Source organism: Collinsella sp. AM13-34 (assembly GCF_003473055.1).
GTDB lineage: Bacteria > Actinomycetota > Coriobacteriia > Coriobacteriales > Coriobacteriaceae > Collinsella.
This window is the reverse complement of record NZ_QRLE01000012.1, coordinates 21,550-39,598: the sequence shown is the minus strand read 5'-3', so window position 1 is coordinate 39,598 and position 18,049 is coordinate 21,550. Positions and strand designations below refer to the sequence as shown.

Annotated in this window: 15 protein-coding genes and 1 other RNA gene; 7 read left to right on the top strand and 9 right to left on the bottom strand. The window is 60.7% G+C overall.

Going from position 1 to position 18,049, the window contains the following annotated elements:
• Positions 1–53 precede the first annotated feature (53 nt).
• The 6 genes from DW151_RS06310 (at position 54) to DW151_RS06285 (ending at position 7,420) form a co-directional block, all read left to right on the top strand.
• A complete protein-coding gene (locus tag DW151_RS06310; protein WP_118334957.1) occupies positions 54–926 on the top strand; it encodes a methylenetetrahydrofolate reductase in 873 nt (290 codons plus the stop codon).
• Positions 926–1,714: a hypothetical protein gene (locus tag DW151_RS06305; RefSeq protein ID WP_117773112.1), complete on the top strand. Its 789-nt coding sequence runs from the start codon at positions 926–928 to the stop codon at positions 1,712–1,714. Before DW151_RS06310 ends, DW151_RS06305 begins: the two co-directional genes overlap by 1 nt.
• Before the next feature lie 10 nt (positions 1,715–1,724).
• Entirely contained in the window at positions 1,725–4,283 is a 2,559-nt protein-coding gene (locus tag DW151_RS06300) for a homocysteine S-methyltransferase family protein (RefSeq protein WP_197032123.1), read from the top strand.
• A 108-nt stretch (positions 4,284–4,391) separates the two neighbouring features.
• Positions 4,392–5,756 (top strand): PFL family protein, encoded by a 1,365-nt coding sequence (locus DW151_RS06295; RefSeq protein WP_035136908.1) that lies wholly within the window; start codon positions 4,392–4,394, stop codon positions 5,754–5,756.
• A 258-nt stretch (positions 5,757–6,014) separates the two neighbouring features.
• Positions 6,015–6,962 carry a methyltransferase domain-containing protein gene (locus DW151_RS06290; protein ID WP_370448022.1) on the top strand — a complete coding sequence of 316 codons (948 nt, stop codon included), beginning with the start codon at positions 6,015–6,017 and terminating at the stop codon, positions 6,960–6,962.
• 158 nt (positions 6,963–7,120) lie between these two features.
• The gene (locus DW151_RS06285) at positions 7,121–7,420 is read left to right on the top strand and encodes a YhbY family RNA-binding protein (RefSeq protein WP_006234690.1); all 300 of its coding nucleotides are present in this window, start codon (positions 7,121–7,123) and stop codon (positions 7,418–7,420) included.
• Between the two features lie 69 nt (positions 7,421–7,489).
• On the opposite strand, the gene DW151_RS06280 is transcribed toward DW151_RS06285, so the two are convergent.
• From DW151_RS06280 to ssrA, 8 genes are all read right to left on the bottom strand, one after another.
• Positions 7,490–10,489 (bottom strand): BTAD domain-containing putative transcriptional regulator, encoded by a 3,000-nt coding sequence (locus DW151_RS06280; RefSeq protein WP_117716777.1) that lies wholly within the window; start codon positions 10,487–10,489, stop codon positions 7,490–7,492.
• A 448-nt stretch (positions 10,490–10,937) separates the two neighbouring features.
• On the bottom strand, positions 10,938–11,666 hold the full coding sequence (gene nagB, locus DW151_RS06275; protein ID WP_117716776.1) for a glucosamine-6-phosphate deaminase: 729 nt from the start codon (positions 11,664–11,666) through the stop codon (positions 10,938–10,940).
• A 271-nt stretch (positions 11,667–11,937) separates the two neighbouring features.
• Positions 11,938–12,405: a PTS glucose transporter subunit IIA gene (locus tag DW151_RS06270; protein ID WP_306421699.1), complete on the bottom strand. Its 468-nt coding sequence runs from the start codon at positions 12,403–12,405 to the stop codon at positions 11,938–11,940.
• Positions 12,406–12,506: 101 nt separating this feature from the next.
• Positions 12,507–13,844, bottom strand: a complete 1,338-nt coding sequence (glmM, locus tag DW151_RS06265) for a phosphoglucosamine mutase (RefSeq protein ID WP_006234694.1) — start codon at positions 13,842–13,844, stop codon at positions 12,507–12,509.
• A gap of 123 nt (positions 13,845–13,967) precedes the next feature.
• Positions 13,968–14,363 (bottom strand): 30S ribosomal protein S9, encoded by a 396-nt coding sequence (rpsI, locus tag DW151_RS06260; RefSeq protein ID WP_022094634.1) that lies wholly within the window; start codon positions 14,361–14,363, stop codon positions 13,968–13,970.
• Positions 14,364–14,365: 2 nt separating this feature from the next.
• The gene (rplM, locus tag DW151_RS06255; RefSeq protein WP_022094635.1) at positions 14,366–14,809 is read right to left on the bottom strand and encodes a 50S ribosomal protein L13; all 444 of its coding nucleotides are present in this window, start codon (positions 14,807–14,809) and stop codon (positions 14,366–14,368) included.
• Positions 14,810–14,966: 157 nt separating this feature from the next.
• Entirely contained in the window at positions 14,967–15,845 is an 879-nt protein-coding gene (locus tag DW151_RS06250) for a patatin family protein (protein WP_117655235.1), read from the bottom strand.
• A 617-nt stretch (positions 15,846–16,462) separates the two neighbouring features.
• Positions 16,463–16,826: a transfer-messenger RNA gene (gene ssrA, locus DW151_RS06245) on the bottom strand.
• A gap of 239 nt (positions 16,827–17,065) precedes the next feature.
• Here ssrA and DW151_RS06240 point away from each other — a divergent pair.
• Positions 17,066–17,500: a hypothetical protein gene (locus DW151_RS06240; protein ID WP_118260204.1), complete on the top strand. Its 435-nt coding sequence runs from the start codon at positions 17,066–17,068 to the stop codon at positions 17,498–17,500.
• A gap of 58 nt (positions 17,501–17,558) precedes the next feature.
• Here the strand turns inward: DW151_RS06240 and DW151_RS06235 are convergent, their stop codons facing one another.
• Complete coding sequence (locus DW151_RS06235) at positions 17,559–18,047, bottom strand: PIN domain-containing protein (protein WP_158571670.1); 489 nt, start codon at positions 18,045–18,047, stop codon at positions 17,559–17,561.
• Positions 18,048–18,049: the final 2 nt, after the last annotated feature.

Below are 18,049 nucleotides of genomic sequence, written 5' to 3'. Positions count from 1 at the left end.
GGTGCTGTAGAATCCTTACAACACATCGCACTAAGCATCTAAAGGAGCACGATATGCGCGTCGACGAGGTTTTTAAGCAGGCAGCATCCCAAGGCACCGCGCCCGTTTCGTTTGAGATGTTCCCGCCCAAGGGCGAGCTGACCCTCGACACGGCTCGCGAAGTGGCAGGCAATCTGTGCAATCTTTCGCCGAGTTTTGTCTCGGTCACCTGCTCGGCCGGCGGTTCGGGCAACGGCGCCGCCACCGCCCCCATCGCACATATGATTACGAGCGAATTCGATACGCCCTCGGTGGCACACCTCACCTGCGTTGGCCGCACGCATGCCGATATTGCCGCCAAGATCGACGAGTACCGCTCCGCCGGTGTAGAAAATGTGCTGGCCCTGCGCGGTGATCTTCCCGCCGGCGCGACCGAGGACGACAAGCCCGCCTCGGACTACGCCTACGCCCGCGACCTCATCCCCGAGCTCGTCGACGCCGGCTTTTGTGTGGGCGCCGCAGCCTACCCCGAGGGCCACATTGCCTGCGAGGACCTCAACGTCTCGGTCGAACACCTCAAGCAAAAACAGGACGCCGGCGCGAGCTTCTTTGTGACGCAGCTCTTCTTTGACAACGAGTGCTTCTACCGTTTCCGCGAGCTTGCCAACAAGGCAGGTATCACCGTGCCCATTACCGCGGGCATCATGCCGTTTATGGGCAAGTCGCAAATCAGCCGCATGGTCTTTATGTGCGGCGCGTCGCTGCCCTCCCCCGTCATCAAGATTCTCGCCAAGTACGAGAACGACCCCGAGAGCCTGCAGGCAGCCGGTGTAGATTATGCCGCCCGTCAGCTTTGCGACCTTAAGGAGCACGGCGCCGACGGTCTGCACCTGTACACTATGAATCGTCCTGCAATCGCCGCAACCATTATGGAGCGCCTGGGGTAATGGAAAAACCGCACATCGATACAACCGCTGTCGAAGTGCCGGCCGACCTTGCGTCGCCGGCGCTTTATCGTATCGATGATGCCCACCATCCCCGCGTCGATCGTGCCGAGATGCTGCGCTATCTGGGCTACAGCGGTCAGCAAATTGAGCCCGAGCTGTCGCAGCGTATTGAGCTTGTCGTTGAGCGTCTGGAGCTGGACATTGAACCCCGTGGCGTGCGACGCGTGTTTGCCGTCGATGCCACGGGCGTGGACGAGCAGGGCGAGCCCTGCATCCGCTTGGTCGGCGCCAACGTTGATCTGCGGGGTCGCGATATCTATCGACATCTCAAAGACGCCCGATTTGCCGCGCTCATGGCATGCACTCTCGGCATGGACGCCGAGCGTCGCCTGCGTACCACGGGAGCCCAGCAGCCCCTGGAGGGAGCCGTGCTCGACGCCGCATGCTCTGCCTATGTAGAAGCCGCCGTCGAGCAGATGGACCAGCAGGTTAAGGCTGCGGCCGCCGCACACGGACTCGCCGGTAACTGGCGCTTCAGTCCCGGCTACGGCGACTGCCCGCTTACGGCACAGCGCTCAATCGTGGACGCGCTCAACGCCACGCGGCTCATCGGGCTTACCGTCACGCCCACCAGCCTGCTCATGCCCACCAAGAGCGTGACCGCGGTGATCGGTCTGTTCGACGGCGAGGTCCACGACGCCCAGAGCCGCCCCACCTGCAATATCTGCCGCATGCGCGAGCACTGTCGCTTCCGCGCCGCCCACACCACCTGCTATTCCAGCCATTAGGAGCTCATTGATGTTTACTCCGCTTATCACTCATGATCTGGACGGTGCCGCGCTGGCGGCGCCCGTTGATGCCGCACGCCGCAATGGCGCCACGTACAAGACGCGCACAATCGACGACCTTCGCATTAAGGACGATCGCCTGCGCGCTGCCATCGAGGGCACGGGGCACCTGCTGTTCGACGGCGGCATGGGCACCATGCTGCAGGCCGCCGGCATGAAGGCAGGCGCCCTGCCCGAGCTGCTCAACTTTGAGGAGCCTCAGGTCATCACCGACATCCAGCGTCAGTACGTCGAGGCCGGCTGCGATGTGATCACCGCCAACACCTTTGGCGCCAACGCGCACAAGCTCGATGGCGCCGCCACCGTGGCAGATGTCTTTGCCGCCGCGGTCTCTTGCGCCAGCGCGGCCGGCGCCCACTACGTCGCCGGCGACATCGGCCCCATCGGCGCCCTGCTGCGCCCCCTGGGCACCCTCAGCTTTGACGAGGCCTACGACCTCTTTGCCGAGGAAGTGCGCGCCGGCGTCGATGCGGGCGTGGACCTCTTTATTATCGAGACCATGACCGACCTTGCCGAGATCAAGGCGGCCGTCCTCGCCTGCCGAGAGAACTCCGACCTGCCCGTCTTTGCCACCATGACCTTTGAGGAAGACGGTCGCACGTTCCTGGGCACGAGTCCCGAGGTGGCCGCCATCACGCTCGACGCCATCGGCGCCGACGTTCTGGGCATCAACTGCAGCCAGGGACCGGCCGAGCTCCGAGGGCTCGCCGCACGTATGCTCACCGTTACGGACAAACCCGTTATGGTGCAGGCCAATGCGGGACTGCCCCACGTGGACGACGACGGTAATACCGTCTTTGACATCCAGGCCCCCGAATACGCCAAAGCCGTCGCCGGCATGATTGAGGACGGCGTGAGCGTCGTGGGAGGCTGCTGCGGCACCACGCCGGCGCACATGGCCGCCTTGCGCACGCTTATCGATAACCACACGCCCAGTCCGCGCCACCGCAAGCCCAGCATGTCGGTCACAAGTGCCCAGACTGTGGTGGACCTTCCCTGCGACGGCCACAAGATTGCCGTCATCGGCGAGCGCATCAATCCCACCGGCAAAAAGCGCCTGCAGCAGGCCCTGCGCGACGGCGATCTGGACTACGTGGTGAGCCAGGGCATCAGCCAGCAGGAGCAGGGCGCCGACATCCTGGACGTCAACGTGGGCCTGCCCGAGATCGACGAGGTCAAGATTATCCAACAGGCCACCGAGCAGCTCCAGGGTTCCACGCTGCTGCCGTTGCAGATCGACTCCACCGACCCCGCAGCCGTCGAAGCCGCCGTGCGCCGCTACGCCGGCAAGCCCATCATCAACTCGGTCAATGGCAAGCAGCAGATCATGGATGAGATCTTTCCGTTGGTTGCCCACTACGGCACCAACGTCGTCGGCCTTACGCTCGACGAAGGCGGCATCCCCGATACCGCCGAGGCCCGCTTCGCCATCGCCGAGCGCATCGTGGCCGAGGCCGCCCGCTACGGCATTGGCCCGGACCGCATCCTCATCGACTGCCTGGTCATGACCGCCTCGACCAATCAACGCCAGGCCGAGCAGATCCTGCGCGCCATGTCCCTGTGCAAGGAGCGCCTGGGCGTCAAATGCGCGCTCGGCGTGTCGAACATCAGCTTTGGCCTGCCCGCTCGCCCGCTGCTGGGTTCGGTCTTTTTGGCCGCCGCTTTTGGCGCGGGTCTGGACGCCCCCATCATGAACCCGGGCTCCAAGCGCTTTATGGATACCGTCTACAGCTATCGCGTCCTGAGCGTTGAGGACGAGGGCTCGACCGGATACATCGAGCGCTATGCCGGCTGGACCGATCCGTATAAGATCGCCGCCAACCCGGCAGCAGCTCAGGCCGCATCGACCGACACCGTGCCCGCTGCCGGCACCGACGGCACCGACGGCAACGACGACCCGATTCGTCGCATGGTCGTCTCGGGCCGCAAAGGCGAGATCGCTGCCGAGACCGAGCGTCTGCTGGCAGACCACGACGCCATGGACCTCATCAACAATCACTTTATCCCCGCCCTCGACGAGGTTGGCGTCCTCTTTGACCAGGGCAAGTTCTTCTTGCCGCAGCTTATGGCCTCGGCCGAAGCCGCACGCGTGGGCTTCGACACCATCAAGCGCCTGATGCCCGCCGGCGAGATCGCCGACAAGGGCAAGATCTGCGTGGCCACCGTCAAGGGCGACATCCACGACATCGGTAAGAACATCGTCAAGATGCTGCTCGATAACTACGGCTATACCGTCTTTGACCTAGGCCGCGACGTCGACCCGCAAGAGGTGCTCAAGACCGTGCGGGAGCGTGACATCAAGCTCGTCGGCCTCTCGGCGCTTATGACCACCACGGTCGTCGCCATGGAAGAGACCATCAAGTTGCTCCATGCCGAGGTTCCGGGCGTCAAGATCATCGTAGGCGGCGCCGTGCTCACCCCCGAATACGCCAAGCAGATCGGCGCGGACTACTACGCCAAGGACGCCGCCGAAAGCGCTCGTATCGCCGAAGAGGTCTTTGGGCAGTAACACAACGGAAACAACCGAGCACCAAAACGTGCCGCATGCGCCACTTGGCACGTGCGGCACGTTAGAATGGAAAAGACTATGCTCGTTTTGGCAGATAGGAGCGCAAGGATGGCGATCACGCCCGCAGAAATCGCGGAAACCCGCGGCATGGTTGAGGAGCAGAACCTCGACATCAGGACCATCACCATGGGTGTTTCGCTCATGGGTTGCGGTGACGAGAACCTCGACCGCATGTGCACGAAGATCTACGACCACGTGACGCACACGGCTGAGCATCTGGTCGAGACCGCCGAGAACCTCGAGCGCGAGTACGGTATCCCCATCGTCAACAAGCGCGTTTCCGTCACCCCGGTGGCCCAGATCGCCGCGTGCTGCAAGGATGAGGACCTCACCCCCATCGCGCACGCCCTCGACCGCGCGGCCGAGACGCTCGGCATCGATTACCTGGGCGGCTTCTCCGCGCTCGTCCAGAAGGGCATCGGCGACGCCGACCGCCGCGTCATCCAGTCCATCCCCCAGGCGCTCGCCACCACGAGCCGCGTCTGCTCCAGCGTCAACGTCGCCAGCCTGCGCGCCGGCATCAATATGGACGCCGTGCTTATGGCCGCCCAGACCATCATCGATGCCGCTAAACTCACGGCCGACCAGGATTCCGTCGGCGCTTCCAAGTTTGTCTGCTTTGCTAACATGGTCGAGGACTCCCCGTTTATGGCGGGCGCCGTCCACGGCGGTGGCGAGGCCGACGCCGTCATCAACGTAGGCGTCTCGGGCCCCGGCGTTATGGCCGCAGCCCTGGAGACGCTGCCCGATTCCGCATCGATGATGGAAGTCGCCGAAAAGATTAAGCAGACCGCCTTTAAGATCACCCGTGCCGGCGAGCTCATGAGCCGCGAGGCCGCCCATCGTCTGGGTGTCGAGAAGGGCATTGTCGACCTGTCGCTGGCTCCCACGCCTGCCATCGGTGACTCCGTTGCCCGCATCCTCGAGATCATCGGCGTAGGCACCTGCGGTGGCCCCGGTACGACCTGCGCGCTCGCCATGCTCAACGATGCCGTCAAGAAGGGCGGCGTCATGGCCAGCTCCAGCGTGGGCGGCCTCTCGGGCGCCTTTATCCCCGTGTCCGAGGACGCCGGCATGATCGCCGCCGTCGAGGCCGGCGCGCTTTCGCTCGAGAAGCTCGAGGCTATGACCTGCGTGTGCTCCGTTGGCTTGGACATGATCGCCATCCCCGGCGACACCCCGGTCGAGACCATCGCCGGCATCATCGCCGACGAGATGGCCATCGGCGTCATCAACAACAAGACCACGGCCGTCCGCGTGATTCCTGCCATCGGCAAGGGCGTGGGCGACTGCGTCGAATACGGCGGTCTGTTCGGCCGTGCGCCCATCATGCCGGTGAACCCCAACGCCGGCACCGTGCTTGCCCACCGTGGTGGACGCTTCCCGGCACCGCTGAACTCGCTGAAGAACTAGCTGAGGGGGACTGGCGAGGAGCCCCGGGGAGGGCAAATATATAAGGTCGCCTGCCCGGACAGTCCTGACTCGCACGGAGAGCACATTAAGTGCTCTCCGGCTCGTGCGGAACTCGCGATCGACCTTATATATTTGCCCTCCCCGGGGCTCCCGCACAACGGGACCTCAGTTGGGTTCTATCCCGGTTGCAGTCGCTTCGCTCCTGCACCACTTGGCTGGTGCGGCGGTTTGGCGTTGGAACGGTTCTTTTTCTGATATATGCTGGTTGCGGCTCTTCTTTTGGGAGGAGTCGCTTTTTTGTTGCTAGGAGATTGGCCCGTGGTTGATGGGGACGCTCGCTCTGAGCTTCTTTCCGCTGATTGGAATGGCGAATGGATGCGCCTGCAGGCTGGTCGGCGGCGGGCTGATGATTCTTTTGAGTGGGATAAAAGGGCTCGGCATTTTCGGCCGCTTGAGACTGCTCCGTATGCCCGGGACTTTATTAAGCTGTTGGCGTTAAAGCCTGGTGAATCCGTGCTTGATATGGGGTGTGGAGCTGGGTCGATTGCTATTCCGCTTGCTCAGGCTGGGCATCCTGTGATTGCAGCCGACTTCTCCCCCGCTATGTTGGGCACCCTTGATGCCGGCATTGAGTATTACGGGCTCGAGGGGCGCATAACGCCGCTTGAGCTTGCTTGGGATGATGATTGGGATTTGGTTGGACCGGTCGCGAAAGCGGTAGATGCTGCCTTTGCCAGTCGCTCTGTCACCACGACCAACCTAAAAGATGCGCTTGCCAAGCTTGATCGAACGGCTCGTCGGCGTTGTGCTGTCACGATGGTCGCCAACTCCAGCCCGCGCTATGATCTGCACTTGATGAACGCTATCGGCGCCTCGGTTACCTGCAGTAATGGCTTTGTGTATGCTTTTAATATCCTCATTCAGATGGGTGCCCTGCCGCAGGTTACGTACTTTGAATCGCCTCGTCGCGATACCTTCGATAGCCCTGAGGCGGGCGTAGCAGATTTTTCCCGTATGCTCGAGCATGGCAACGAAGATAAGATCGACCGCCTGCGCGACTACATCGCCCAACACATGATTGAGAACCCCCATGCCGGTGAGCCGGGCTCCAAGGGCGTGCCGCAGGGGCGCTATATGCTCGATCATGTCCGCAAGGTTCGCTGGGCGTTTATTGCATGGGAGCCGGTCTCTGCGCCCAGTTCATAGCCTGTTCGCAGCCCGCACCGCCCACTCACTCGGCATCCGCATTCTTTTTGAACTGGGCAAACGCGCCCCACACCGCGCCGTTCCTGCGCTATCGTGGGACAGCTCACGTAGATTAAGGCCCCGTCGCGGGGCGCCCCATACATAGAAAGCGAGAACCCATGGCACTGACAGGAGCCCAGGTCAAGCAGCTTCGCAGCATGGCCCATCACCTCAACCCCGCCATCATCATCGGTAAGTCCGATGTCAACGAGGGCACCGTCGAGCAGACGGTCGCCTACCTGGAGAAGCACGAGCTCGTTAAGTGCTCCGTGCTCGATGGCTCCAGTCTTTCCGCCCGCGAGGCCGCCGAAGAGCTCGCCGAGCGTTGCCACGCCGAGGTCGTCCAGGTCATCGGCCGCAAGTTCTCGCTGTATCGCGAGTCCTCGCGCAAGGACATCGAGAAGATCAAGCTCGTCTAAGAGCCAATGATCCGGCGAGCCAACACATAGCAAGCTTACGGGTGCCCAAGTACTTCGGGCGCCCGTTTTTCATCGCTCGACCAGCACGCGATTGAGCCGCCCCTCCACCAAGCGCTCGTATAGATGCCGCGTCTCGGGCTCGGGTACGCCATTGACCTGTTCCCTCAGATGGTGCATATGCCCGCTGTACAGCTCGACGATATCGCGCCGCCGCCCCGCCGCACTGTAGACGCGCATGGCACAGCGCACCATATCCTCGCGCGCCGTTTCCTGCCGAAGCCCCGACTCCGCCAGCCAAATCGCCGACTGCAGATCGTTTTCTTCTAGAGCGGCATTTGCTCCCTTGATCATGCAATCGATGTACTTTGACTGCATAATGCGTCGCATGCGCAAAAAGTAGGTGGGATTACAGCCATTGGGAACATACAGCGGTCCGGCATAAAGCTGCTCAATCTTAAGGCACAGCTCAACTAAATGGGGCCCGCGCGCACCCGTGCGATTTCCCAAAACCTCGCGGCTTATCTGGTCAAACAGCCGTACATCGGTCTTGACGTAGTCGCCGTTGAGTCCGATGCATTCATTTTGGATGAGTACACACGACTTGCCATCCGGCGTCGGCCCCAAAGCCGACCGCAAGCGCGATATCGTCGAGTACAGGTTATTGCGGGCGCTATTGAACTCGGCATGGGGCCACAGCTCCATGGCCAGCGTCTCACGATCGACGAGCGCATCCATGCCCAGTGCAAGCCGCTCGGCAAGTGTCGCCGCCTTCTTGCGGCGCCACATTTTGTCCGTGATGGGAAACCCGTCGCGCTCGGCGCGAAACGCACCAAACATGCGAATCTCGATATGGTCGATGGTATCAACGGCTTCAACCTCGCCGGCCTGGAACAGGCGCTCGCCCTCCCCTTCCAAATCGTCGCGCAGCGAGTACCGCGACAGCTCGCGCACGGGAAGCTTCTTGCGTATCCTGGCCGCCGGCTCGCCCAGACAATGCATGGCAAGGCGCGCAAAGAGCCGATACGATGGCTCTAGAATCCCCGCACGATTCATGGACATCCAGGCCGCAAGATCGCTGTCTCGGCCCGCACAGGCCAAATGCAGCGCCACCATCCAGGCCTCCGCTCCACCAACCTGCGTCTGGCTTATATCGAGTAGCTCCGCTTCCTCGCGCACCGAAACCATCGAGGTGTTACGCAGATACGCCGCGCGCTCCAACAGCAATGCGTTATCGCGCATGTACGCAATCGACTCCTCGGCAAGTTTGAGCACTTGGACCGCACGGAACTTTGCATTAACCGGCCGTCCCTCTGCCAGCGACTGCCAGCCTTCTAGCAACAGGCCAAACAGCTGAATCTGGTTGTCGCGCATGCGCACGGCAAAACGATCGAGCTCGTTGAATGCCGCGTCGTCGGTTACCGGCAAGCCGGAAAGGAGCCGCCGTGCCGCCAACACCATGCGCACCCAGATAGCCATTGCCTTGAGCCCACGTACGTCGAGCGCCTCCCGCACCACCGTCATCTCGTCGTCGCGCTCGTCGGTTCCCGCAAACGACCCGTCAAAAAGCTCCACCAGCATGCTGTCGGCCCGTATAACAATCCCCGCGATGTCGAGCTCGCAGTCGTAGGCCTTGCTCGTTTTGAGCTGCTGTAGAACGCCGCCGTCATCTCCCCGCTCGGTCAGGCAGCGCTTGACCTCGATATGCGCGGACAACATATCGAGTGCGGTATGGGATGTCTCGATTTCTGGCACGGTCAGGTTCGTAGGAAGCCCAAGCCCGTTGTCCCCATAGCAAACAGCCGTCAGTGTCTGGGCCACCCTCCATGAAACAGGGTCTATTTCGCAGGCCGCCCGTTCGCCCCCGCGCTCGATGACCGATGCCATATAGCGAGCGAGCTTTGTATTGGACACGCTGACCGCTGCCAGATATACGCCAAGCGCCTCGGCAGGCGTTGGCTCTGGAGCCGGATCCTCGGCATCGATCGTGCCCAGCGCTGCTCGGCAGATATCGGCCCCGTGCCCCGTCAGAGCCAGATCGACCCCATACTGCCCAGCAAGTTCAAGGACCGCATCACGGTCCAAAAAAGCGTCCGCCAGGCCCATCGCCGCATCGCATCGGCCCGCCTTAAGCAAAATCCGGGCCGCCCTCGGAACAAGTTCGGGGCGAACCTCGGCCACCAACTTACGCAAGCGCAAGCGTCCGTTATCCTCCGTGCCCAGACACGTAAAACTCCGCTCGGCGGGGTCCAAGCCAAAGATCGGGTAGTCGCGTACGAAGTAGGACTGGTCGACCATCGATAGCCTCACCCCGCAAGCCTCGAGTTCTGCGATATTGCCCTCGCCCATCAAAATCATGAGACATGCCACGCAAAACAGTGCATTATTGTCGAGCGAAGCCAGGTCGACAAGTGCCGCGCCATATACGTTGACAATCTCGTTTTCGAGCAGACCGGCTACGTCGCCTTGGCCATACAGACCCGTCTGCAATGCCGAAACGAGCTCGGGCACGCCCTGCGTGAGCTGATAAAAGTCGAGCGATGTGCTGATCGAAAACGCCGATGCCCACGCCGAATACTCATAGGCATGCACCTTGAGCATCTGCGCATTGATCTTAACCGAATCGCCCAGCCCATGAATCAGTTGACGATTTGAAGGACGGCAGGAGATAAAGACCCCCACCCCCATAGCGCGCAGGCCGCGAATCCTGTCGATGAGGTCTTCGGTATCGTGCTGATCGAGGTTTGGCACATTATCAATCGCGATAAGGGAGTGCGGTTTGTCTTTGAGTTCTTCGGTAACCACCTCGAGCTGCATAAACACCTCGCGCCCAATGGCGCGATCGGCCTCGATAATCCGCACGGGGCCTCGCATCGGGTCGCATTTAACCTCATGGGTGTACTGCAGCAGCACCGAGGTCTTCCCAAACCCGTCGGGCGCATAAAGAACCACGATGCCGGCCTTTCGGCCCTTGGCTATAAGCTCATTCATCAAGCGTTCGCGGCGCACCATATAGCCTCCGCCCAGCGGCATCAGCTCGAGGCCGTCTATACTGCTCAAATCGTTTACCATGCCCGCTCCTCAACTCGACCGTATGGACACTGTAGCCGCAAGACCATACAAGCCGCGCTATGAATAGAGCGACCTTGTGTTTTAGATTGTCTTTTGGTACGCAAGCGGCAAGTTTTTGTACAGCGAGGGCCGATTGTTATTAATCCCCCGACTAATCGGTCTTTAAGCAGGTAAATGAGCTTGTCAGCTTGTCCCATCTAAGCGGCAGTGTAACGCAAATGAACAAGGTTCAGCTATGTCATTCAACTCGCCTAGCACCCGCTACCGTCTACGACCTTTTAGTGGCATTTTTGCATAGAATCTGATATGGAATGAATCAAGCTGTTGGGCATCCGGCATTCGTCAAGCTTGCGGCAAGATTTTGGTCAAGTGGACAGAAAGGGATAGCAAAAAGGCCCCCGCAAAGCGGAGGCCTTAGGCAAGGCTATGTCGAGGTGCAGGATTCGCGCTACTCGCAGAGCGAAAGGGCGGCCTCGTCGGCAACGACAACGCAGTTGGTGTGCAGCTGCAGGATCGAAGCCGGGCACTCGGGCGTAACCGGACCATAGCACATATCGTGCACGGCCTGAGCCTTGGCCTCGCCGTTGGCGACGACCAGGATCATGCGGGCATACATGATGGTCTGGGTACCCATGGTGTAGGCCTGACGGGGAACGTCGTCGATGCTGTCGAACAGGCGGCTGTTGGCCTGAATGGTGCTCTCGGTAAGGTCGACGCAGTGCGTGCCCTTGGAGAAGTGGTCATCGGGCTCGTTGAAGCCGATGTGGCCGTTGTTGCCAATGCCGAGCAGCTGCAGATCGGGATAGCCGGCGGCAGCGACGACCTTATCGTACTCAGAGCAGGCAGCGGCGGCGTCGGGGTTGGAACCGTCGGGCACATGCGTGTTGTTCAGGTCGATGTTGATGTGATCGAAGAAGTTCTCACGCATGAAGTAGTGATAGCTCTGGGGATCGTCGTGCGAAAGGCCGCGATACTCGTCCAAGTTGTAGGTGCTGACCTCGGCAAAGTCGACGTCACCCTTCTCGTACCAAGCAGCGAGCTGCTTGTAGGCACCGATCGGGGTGGAGCCGGTGGCAAGGCCCAGCACACAGTCGGGCTTGAGGATAACCTGCGCCGAAATGATATTGGCGGCCTTGCGGCTCATATCCTCGTAGTCTTTAGCTTTAATGATCTTCATTACGCGTCCTTTCTCGTACAAGAGAGGCAAGGCTCCCTTACAAGCACTTGCCCGCGGCCCGCGTCGGCCGCAACCAACGTGTGCGGCCACCAGGGCGAGGTCGCGTAATGTATGTGTCTCGTGTCTAACCGCGTCGAGGCCCCTGCCCGTCCACGGTGACCCAAAGCCTTTTAGCTTCGGACAAATCCCATCTTGCCACGGAGGGCGTCCTCTTTCAAGGGCGCCCTCCGTAAACGTGTTTGAATTGTAGGCTAATGGCCACGTGCACTTGCTAGCGCTCGCGAGCAACGATGAGCTGGTCCATCTCTTCGACATGCACGCCAACGGAGCCCTTGATGCTCGAGAACTCAACGGAGTTGCATACCAAGATGGGAACCGTCACATCGTAGCCCTCGGCAGCAATTGCCTCGCGATCGAACTCAATGAGTACATCGCCCTTATGGACGATGTCACCCACTTGTGCATGTACGGTAAAGTGCTTGCCCTCGAGCTGAACAGTGTCCAAACCAACGTGGATGAGCACGTCCAAGCCATCGACCGTGTTAAGCGCAACGGCGTGTCCCGTGGGAAAAATAGCCTCGACCTTGGCATCAGCCGGCGCGATCACGCGCGTTCCGGTGGGCTGAATCGCCACGCCCTGGCCCAAAAGGCCGGTAGCAAACGTCTGATCGTTTACCTCGGAGAGCGGAATGACGTCACCCGAGATGGGAGCATCCAACGTAAGGACTCGACCACGCATACCAAAAGACCTTAGGACTTTAGTGAACATGCTCCCCCTCGGACATACCGATCAACCAAAATAACCTTAACAGTTTACCACTTGGCACCCGTTTTTGACCATTAGGGAAGTTCGCGCTTGACAACCTCGACGATGTCGTCGACAACGCGCTGGGTCAGCTCGTGCGTCTCGGCCTCGGCCATCACGCGGACCAGCGGCTCGGTACCGCTCGGGCGCACCAGAATGCGGCCGCGGCCGTCAAGCTCCTTCTCGGCAGCAGCGACGGCATCCCAGATGGGCTGGCAATCGTCCAGACCAGCCTTGTTGTCGGAATGCACGTTGACGAGTACCTGCGGATACTTCTTCATGATGCCGGCAAGATCGGTGAGGGTACGACCGGTGCGCTTGAGCACGGCCAGCAGCTGCAGAGCCGTCACCAAGCCGTCACCGGTGGTGTTGTGCTCTAGGAAGATGATGTGGCCGGACTGTTCGCCGCCGATGACGGCGCCGTCCGCGAGCATGCGCTCAAGAACATAGCGGTCGCCCACGGCGGTCTGGACCATCTCGAAGCCCTGCTCCTTCATGGCAATGGAGAAGCCCAGGTTGCACATAACAGTCGAGACAATCTCGGAGTTGGCGAGTTTGCCGCGAGCGGCCAGGTCGGAGCCGCAGATGGCCAGGATGTAGTCGCCATCGATCTCGTTGCCCTCGCTGTCCACGAACAGCACGCGATCGGCGTCGCCATCGTGGGCCAGGCCGATATCGGCGTGGGTGCGCAGCACGAGCTCGCGCAGGGGCTCAAGGTGAGTGGAGCCGCACTCAACGTTAATGTCAGTGCCGCAGTAATCGGTGTTGATGGCATGGACCGTGGCACCCAGGCGCTGCAGCGCGGCGGGCGTAGTCTGGCAAGAAGCACCATGGCCGCAGTCGACGGCAACGACCAGGCCGTCGAGCCTCAGGCCATCAAGCGTATCGATGGCATGATCGACATATGCCTTGCGGGCATCCTTCATCTTGATAATGTGGCCCACGCCGGCACCGGTCGGCAGCGTGTCGGCAGCCATGGCCTCCTCGGACATGACCCAGGCGCTGATCTCTTCCTCGACAGCATCGGGAAGCTTCATGCCCTTGCGACTAAAGAACTTGATGCCGTTGAACTCCGGCGGATTGTGCGAAGCGGAGATGACGATGCCGCCGTCAAGCTCGTTTTGGACGGTGAGCAGTGCCACGGCCGGCGTAGGAATAACGCCGCAGCAGTGCGGGCGGCCGCCCTCGGCCATAATGCCGGCGGTCAGAGCACTCTCGAGCATAGTGCCCGAAAGACGCGTGTCGCGACCGATGCAGATGTCCGGACCAAGGAACTTGGTCGCCGCGCGACCCAGACGAAACGCGAGGTCACACGAGAGGTCGGCATTGGCGACGCCACGGACGCCGTCGGTACCGAAGATGTTCTGGGGCATAGGATCGCTCCTTCCCTAGCAGGCGATATGCAACCGCCCACCCTAGTCGAAAAAGAAAAGCGGGACCCGCCGAGGAATCGGCAGGCCCCGCTTGTACATTGTATCTCGAAAGGAGATAAAACCTTAGCGCTTGGAGAACTGGGGAGCGCGGCGGGCCTTCTTGAGGCCGTACTTCTTGCGCTCGACCACGCGAGCATCGCGCGTAAGGAAACCGGCCTTCTTGAGGTCAGCACGGTAGTCGCCAGCGTTCAGAAGAGCGCGAGCGATGCCCAGGCGCAGAGCGCCGGACTGACCGGAGATGCCGCCGCCATCGCACAGAGCGATAACGTCGAACTGACCGGCGGTGTCGGTCACCTTGAAGGGAGCAAGGGCGTTCTCAACGAGCTGATGACGGCCGAAATACTGCTCGGCGTCACGCTTGTTGATGGTCACCTTGCCGGTGCCGGGGACGAGACGGACGCGGGCGACGGCGTTCTTACGACGGCCGGTACCCTGGTAGACAACGGTGTTCTCAGCCATCTTTAAGCCTCCAGCTCAATCTTCGTGGGGTTCTGGGCAGCATGCGGATGCTCGGCACCAGCGTAGACCTTAAGCTTGGTCATCTGGGCACGGCCGAGGGTGGTCTTGGGCAGCATGCCGCGAACGGCGCGCTCGATGACCTTCTCCGGGTGCTTCTCCATAGCCTGGCGGAAGCTCTCAGCCTTGAGACCGCCGTTGTAGCCGCTGTGGCGATAATAGGTCTTCGTGTCGGCCTTGTTACCGGTAAGCTGGACCTTATCGGCGTTGATGACGACAACGAAGTCGCCGCAGTCGCTGTTGGGCGTGAACTGAGGCTTGTTCTTACCGCGCAGGATCATTGCGATCTGGGTGGCAAGACGGCCCAGGACAGCACCATCGGCGTCGACGAGAACCCAGTTGCGCTGGACCTCGCCCTGCTTGGCGTAGTGAGTCGATTTCGAAATCACTTAGACTCCTCCATGTACAGTACGTGTTGTTACAGAGATTCACGGGGCTCTGCAAGTAACCCGTCCATATTACCCCGCTCGCCGTACGAGTCAACAGGTATTTTGGCTCCGACCAGAGTTTCTGCACATGTCATCCACGAGCCGTGACGTTGCAGCGCTAGCGCTCAACAAACTCCTGGATCTCCGCGAGCAAACGCTTTGCCTCCTGGCGACCCTGAATATACAGATCGAGCAGCTTTACTGGATCATGCTCGACATGGCCGACCTCGACCGGCTTTTGCGGAGCGACGACCAACGCGCGGCCATCGCGCTCATACTTCCACAGGTGCATGCGCTGGAGGTTATAGCGGTCGTGGCGCGTCTCGATAGCCTCGAGCAGATAGGGGTAGTCAGCATAACGGGCGCGCGCCGCCGGCAAAAACTCGTAGGGCTTTTTCTCATACGAGCGGTCCTGGGTGACGATGACGACCGCACGGTCGAAGCCCGCCTCCTCGAGCACATGCTCGATAGGAACCGAATCGGCCACGCCGCCGTCGACGTATTTGTGCCCGTCAATCTCGACCGGCGGCGTCACCAGCGGCAGCGACGTCGAGGCGCGCACGGCGTCGAGGTCGAGCACGGCGCTTTTGACCGGCAGGTAGGCAGCGGTTCCAAACAGCATGTCCGTCGCGACGGCGTACATCTCGATAGGGCTGGCGTCGAACGTCTCGTTATCAAAAGGATCCAGGCGGTCCTGGACGTCGTTGAAGATAAAGTCGTAACCCACGATGGAACCCGTGGACGCAAACGACGCGGCGCCCATGTAGCGGCTGTCGTTGCAGAAGGTCAAATTGACTCGGTTGGTGCGGCCGATCTGGTGCGACTTGTAGTTGACGCCGTTGAGCGCACCGGCCGAGACGCCGTACACCGCCGGAATTTCGACACCGGCCTCCATGAGAACGTCGAGCACGCCGGCGGTAAACTGCCCACGAAAACTGCCACCCTCCAAGACGAGCGCGACCTTGCCGGCGTTCTTTGCCTTATCTTCTGCAGTCATATTGACCTCCTGCGATTGCGTTTTGGCTTTCTTCTACCCAGTTTTGGAATGGAGGGCGCGCAGGTTTTTCGAGGCGGCAGGTGCAGCGGAAAGTGCGTCCCAGTTTGAGGCGGGATTACGGGATGCGCTTTCCGCTTGGACCGCCGTTGGGAAAGCGCGTCCCGTTCTGAGCGCGGATTCCGGGATGCGCTTTCCGTTTGATGTGTCATCCGGAAACTACGTCCCAGTCTGAGCGCGGATTCCGGGATGGGCTTTCCGCCTGGGCTGCCATTGGGAAAGCGCGTCCCACTCTGCGTCACTGAGGCGTTTTCTTTACGCCCGCGCCCTGCATAGAGTTCGATTCTCCGCGGGTGGGGGAATCCGTTGGTGCTGGGCATGGCTAGCTGAAATACCATCGGCAGCACATCTGTTTTGGGTTGGGGCTTTGCGCGGAGAATCCGCGTGTTTGCTTCGCGAACACGCACCGGCTTCGGCCGCCTGCCGGCGTCCTCGCCCGCGGGCTAAAAACGCTTACGCGTTTTCTTTACGCTCGCGCCCTGCACAGAGTTCGATTCTCCGCGGTACGGGCTAGAAATGAAAAGGCAGGTAGATACGAATATCTACCTGCCTGTAACTATTGGTGGAGGCGCGGAGAATCGAACTCCGGTCCACGAAAGCCCCCTGATTGGCATCTCCAAGCTCAGTCGCTGGTTTAGTCTCGGACGCTTTGCGCGCAGCGACACGCTCGCGGCATCCCAACCGGTTCGATCTTAGCCCACGCCATACCGATTACGTGCGCAGGAGCATTCCCCTAAGATGACGTCGCGCCGGTGTCGGGGAAATCACCGGGTTGACGCGCCGCTATAAATTAAGCAGCGAGAGCCATAGGCTCGAAAGAAGAGTTGTTGTCAATTCAATTTGACGGTACCCCTGTTTAACGAGGCGAGGAGACCTCGGCTTGCTTCCTCTCTCAGAGCTATCGTGTCGAAACCAGTCGCCCCCGGATGTCGGGAAAGTCTGGATGGTATCGGGCCTGCAAACACCCGATAACCGTCGACTTTTCAAGGAACACGCGGGGTGAACCCCGCTCGTGGATAGCTATCTTACCACGTTCTAAAGGCAGACAGCTGTTCTATGCACGAGCTGTGAAGACGCCAATGTGCGCCGCACTTCGCACTTTTGCTACCGATCGCGTCACGTATATTTTCGCCAAGCAGAATTGACCCGTCGAAAGGACCGTTATGGATACCAAGCAGCAACTCGTCAATGCCCTCGCAGGCCTGGGCTCAACCATTACCGAAGCTATGGATGTCATCGAGGGCTTTGTCCCCTGCGGACATCCCGCCCTCACGGTATCGAACGCACTCGTCGCGCTGGACGCTGCCGATGATGCAGCTCTTGCCCAGCAGCTTGAGACCGTCGAGGGCTTTATCGACCACGTGAGCGAGAACCGTGGCGTGACCGCCTACCACGGCATCGAGGTCGAGCTCGCGGGTCCCAAAGCCGATCTGCTCGCAGCAATCCGCGAGGTAGGTGCCCTCATGCAGACCGCAGGCGTCAAGAACACCCAGGTCAACGAGTGGGTCTACCGCAGCCTGGCAGCACTCGACAGCTCCGACGAAAAGGCAGCCGAACAGCTCGCAGAAAGTCCCGCCATTAAGGCCGAGCTTTTGTAAATAGCAGGCGCGGGTCCCTTGGCGCATCGTCGTCCAAGAGGCCCGCAAACAGTTCGCGTCAACCGATAGCCGCGCCGCCGCGTTCGGCCAAAGCCAGAATCGGCATCATTTGACGAGGTGTCTTTGCTGCAAGATCGGCATGTTCGAGCAGCTTGCGATCGTTAGTTACCAAGTAATCGACCTGCGCGCGCTTGCACGCGGCGAGCACCAAGTTGTCTTCGTAATCGCGATGGAGCGCTAAGTATTTGTCGGCCAGCCAAAGGTCCGACGCATCTGCGCCCACGGCCGTGGCGTTTTCGGTCATGTTCCGAACAAACGCCAGCGCCGCATCGCCAATTGCACGGGCAGACGCCTCGTCGAGCGCTCCCCCACTGGCAAGAACGCTTCGCTTCAGCTCGTGTTGGACAACGTACAGCACGTCCTTGACGATATGCACCGGAAAGAACAGCAATGCCCCCGTCTCCGTCGCCTGTCCAATAAACGCACGCGCGGCAAGCGACTCGGCATGGTCGACGCAAAACGAATCAACCCATACGTTGGCATCCAAAC

What these genes read in the sequence shown, in the direction of transcription:
- DW151_RS06310 (WP_118334957.1), top strand. Translation starts at nt 54, where the DNA reads ATGCGCGTCGACGAGGTTTTTAAGCAGGCAGCATCCCAAGGCACCGCG.
- DW151_RS06305 (WP_117773112.1), top strand. Translation starts at nt 926, where the DNA reads ATGGAAAAACCGCACATCGATACAACCGCTGTCGAAGTGCCGGCCGAC.
- DW151_RS06300 (WP_197032123.1), top strand. Translation starts at nt 1,725, where the DNA reads ATGTTTACTCCGCTTATCACTCATGATCTGGACGGTGCCGCGCTGGCG.
- DW151_RS06295 (WP_035136908.1), top strand. Translation starts at nt 4,392, where the DNA reads ATGGCGATCACGCCCGCAGAAATCGCGGAAACCCGCGGCATGGTTGAG.
- DW151_RS06290 (WP_370448022.1), top strand. Translation starts at nt 6,015, where the DNA reads ATGCTGGTTGCGGCTCTTCTTTTGGGAGGAGTCGCTTTTTTGTTGCTA.
- DW151_RS06285 (WP_006234690.1), top strand. Translation starts at nt 7,121, where the DNA reads ATGGCACTGACAGGAGCCCAGGTCAAGCAGCTTCGCAGCATGGCCCAT.
- DW151_RS06280 (WP_117716777.1), bottom strand. Translation starts at nt 10,489, where the DNA reads ATGGTAAACGATTTGAGCAGTATAGACGGCCTCGAGCTGATGCCGCTG.
- nagB (WP_117716776.1), bottom strand. Translation starts at nt 11,666, where the DNA reads ATGAAGATCATTAAAGCTAAAGACTACGAGGATATGAGCCGCAAGGCC.
- DW151_RS06270 (WP_306421699.1), bottom strand. Translation starts at nt 12,405, where the DNA reads ATGCGTGGTCGAGTCCTTACGTTGGATGCTCCCATCTCGGGTGACGTC.
- glmM (WP_006234694.1), bottom strand. Translation starts at nt 13,844, where the DNA reads ATGCCCCAGAACATCTTCGGTACCGACGGCGTCCGTGGCGTCGCCAAT.
- rpsI (WP_022094634.1), bottom strand. Translation starts at nt 14,363, where the DNA reads ATGGCTGAGAACACCGTTGTCTACCAGGGTACCGGCCGTCGTAAGAAC.
- DW151_RS06250 (WP_117655235.1), bottom strand. Translation starts at nt 15,845, where the DNA reads ATGACTGCAGAAGATAAGGCAAAGAACGCCGGCAAGGTCGCGCTCGTC.
- DW151_RS06240 (WP_118260204.1), top strand. Translation starts at nt 17,066, where the DNA reads ATGGATACCAAGCAGCAACTCGTCAATGCCCTCGCAGGCCTGGGCTCA.